Genomic DNA, 2,779 nt, shown 5'->3' with positions numbered 1-2,779 from the left:
CGGAGGCTCGGGCTGCTGCGCCTGGGAAGCCGCCGCGCGCGCATGAAGGGCTTCCTTGAGCGCGGACTCGAACTGTTGGAGCAGCTCGATCCAGGCCTTCATCTCCACCGCACCCTCAGGGGGTGGCAGCGCCTCGAGCTGGACATCGAACGGCAGTGTCTCGAGGCGGCCCAGCACCTCCGCGGCAGCCTGCTCGTATCGGGCGATCTCCGCCTCGAGCGCCTGAGAGAGCTGGGAGAGTCCACCCAGTGAGCAATCGAGAGACGCCGTCGGGCCCAGCCTTCCGGAGACGGTGGCCGCCAGCTGCTCGGCCTCCCGCTCCAAGGAGTGGGCCACCTCGCACAGGTGCTGGATGTCCTCGGCAGCCCTGGCGCCCAGGCTCGGGAGGCGCGATCCCAGGTCGGCGGCGCTGCGAAAGGTCTCGTTGCGCGCCGCGCCCAGGGCTTGGAGTGCCTCGGCGAGTCGCGCGGAAGCAGCGCCCAGCAACCGGGGGTCCGGCCCCCCCGCGATCGCGGCACGCAGCTCCCCACAGCGCACCTGGAGGGCAGCGCGGTACTCCGCCAGTCGCGCGCGGTGGACGTCCCCTCCCACAGCGGGCTCGGGGACCGGCGCCGGCGCGAAGGACTCGGAGGGCACGGGAGGAGCCGGAGGGGGCGGCGCGAGGGCGTGCAGGACCCGCTCGGAATCTCCGGACAGGAACGCGAGCAGCACTCCCGTCAACTCCAGCAACGGATGAGGGACCTCTTCACGCAGCTTCGCGAGGATCCCCGCCGAGTGCGCGAGCTGCGCCCAGTCTCCCGCCTTGATGGCCTTGGAGGCCCGCTGGAAGGCGCTGCGAGCACGGGGATTCAGCGTCGGAGCCTGAGAGGCCTCGAGGGCGATGCGCTGGAGAGTTCGTAGCGCACAGGCCCGATCTGCCTGCTGCTGGCACAGCGCCTCTGCCAGGTGGTTGGCGAGCGAGTCCGCATCCGGGATGAAGCGCTTGAAGGCGCTGAGATCGAGACGGCGGAACTCCTTTCCATAGAGTCCTCCATCCTTCGCGGCTTGCCGCAGCGGCCCCATTCCCACTTGAGCGCACACCTTGCGCAGCACCTTCTGCAGCTTCAGCACCCTGTCGAGCGTGATGGCCTCCAGCACGTACGTGGGAGGTACGGAGATCTTCGCGGGCTCGATCGAGACAGGTGTCTCCGTCGCCATCACAAATGCAAAGAGCCGGACGCGATCCTCGCGCACGCCGGATACAGCGTGCATCAAGGCACGCGTGGTGTAGGCGAGATCTTCGCGGGTCCAGGTGATGAAGCTCGGATCATTACCGATGGAGGTATTCCACAACCCTCGCTCCATGCTCCGCAGAACCCTGCCCCCCTCCTCCTTGAGCATCTCCTGTGTGTCTGCCCACACGAGGCATGCCATGTGGCCCACGGGATCCCCGCTCTCGAGCCTCGGCCGCAGGAGCGTCTTCAAGTCCGTGGAGGAGAGCTCCTGTGCCCTGCGGGCACCTCCAGGCGGAGGGCTCTCCTTGAGGACGACCTCCTCCAGGACGCGCTCGAACTCGTGCCGGAGGATCCTCCCCGTCGCGGACTGCCAGCGAGGCACCGCCTTGAGGACCTCATCGATCAGCGCCTCGGTGAGGAGCTCTCCGAGGCTGAGCGGCTCAAGACCTGCGGAGCCTTCCTGTGGCGCGGAGATGGCCATGCATCACTCCCTTCCCCCTCCATCGGGTCAGCCAGGAGAATAGATGGAGCAGCCATCCTCGTCATCGAAGGCATCGTTGCCGCAGGTGGGAGAGGCGACGGCGCAGCGCACTTCTGGAGGCGGGGCCTCGGCCCGTGCGAGGTGCTCCTCGAGCAAGGCGCGTTGCCGAGCGAGCTCGTGCAGGACGGGACGGTCCTCGGTGTCTGGGTCCGTCAGCCGCCCCGCGAGGAAGCCGGCGGTGGGGCCCAGGACGAGCGACGCGGCCAGCAACCTCTTCAGCCGGGTGGACATGGTCGAGTGAGTTCCACGCCGGCTCTCCTACGCCCTGGGTATGGCGCGCAACCCGCCCCATGGGGTAGGATTTCGCGTTCCCCAGCTTCATGGAGGCCCGCTTGCTCAACGACACGCCCCTCCTCGGCACCACCGTGGGCCCTTGGCTTCTTCTCGACCGCCTGGACTCCGGCAGCTTCGGCGTGGTGTTCCGGGCTCGGCGCGCTGGACACCCCGAGGCTCCCCCGGTGGCCCTCAAGATGGCCAAGGCGCCCCAGGATCCGCGCTTCCCACGCGAGGCCGAGCTGCTGCAGCGCGTGCGGCACCCCAGCACGCCCCGGTACGAGGACCAGGGACTGTGGACTTCCCCGAAGGGCCTCAAGTACCCCTATGTGGCGATGGAGTGGGTAGAGGGCTTCACCCTCTACGACTGGTTCCAGGCACAGCCACGCTCCTCCCGCGAGCTCTTGGCCGTGCTGGCACAGGTGGCCGGGGCTCTGGCGGATGCCCATGCCCGTGGGGCCGTCCACCGGGACGTCAAAGGCGACAACATCCGCGTCACCGCTGCGGGCAGGGCTGTGCTGGTGGACTGGGGCTCGGGCTGGTTTGCCGGCGCCCACTCTCTCACTGACACCACCGCACCCCCTGGCACCAGCGCCTATCGGCCTCCTGAGCAGAAGGCTTTCATGTGGCGCTTCAGGAAGGACACCGCGGCCCGCTGGCACTCCCAGCCCTCGGATGATCTGTACGCTCTGGGGGTGGTGCTCTACCGCTGCATGACGGGGGTGTACCTGCCCCCGTGCACGGACGGGGG

Annotated in this window: 3 protein-coding genes; 1 reads left to right on the top strand and 2 read right to left on the bottom strand. The window is 68.7% G+C overall.

Annotated features, from left to right (window positions below):
- Together VD972_RS09455 and VD972_RS09450 are read right to left on the bottom strand one after the other, a co-directional pair.
- Positions 1 to 1,695: hypothetical protein (locus VD972_RS09455; RefSeq protein WP_324984168.1), on the bottom strand; the 1,695-nt coding region annotated here is incomplete at its 3' end.
- A gap of 27 nt (positions 1,696 to 1,722) precedes the next feature.
- A complete protein-coding gene (locus VD972_RS09450) occupies positions 1,723 to 1,986 on the bottom strand; it encodes a hypothetical protein (protein WP_324984165.1) in 264 nt (87 codons plus the stop codon).
- A gap of 101 nt (positions 1,987 to 2,087) precedes the next feature.
- On the opposite strand from VD972_RS09450, the gene VD972_RS09445 reads away from it, so the two are divergent.
- Positions 2,088 to 2,779 (top strand): serine/threonine-protein kinase (locus VD972_RS09445; RefSeq protein ID WP_324984161.1); only part of this gene is annotated, 692 nt, incomplete at its 3' end.

Source organism: Hyalangium sp., from assembly GCF_035629615.1.
Classification (GTDB): Bacteria; Myxococcota; Myxococcia; order Myxococcales; family Myxococcaceae; genus Hyalangium.
Note: the sequence above shows the minus strand (reverse complement) of the source record. Positions and strands in the feature narration are given on the sequence as shown.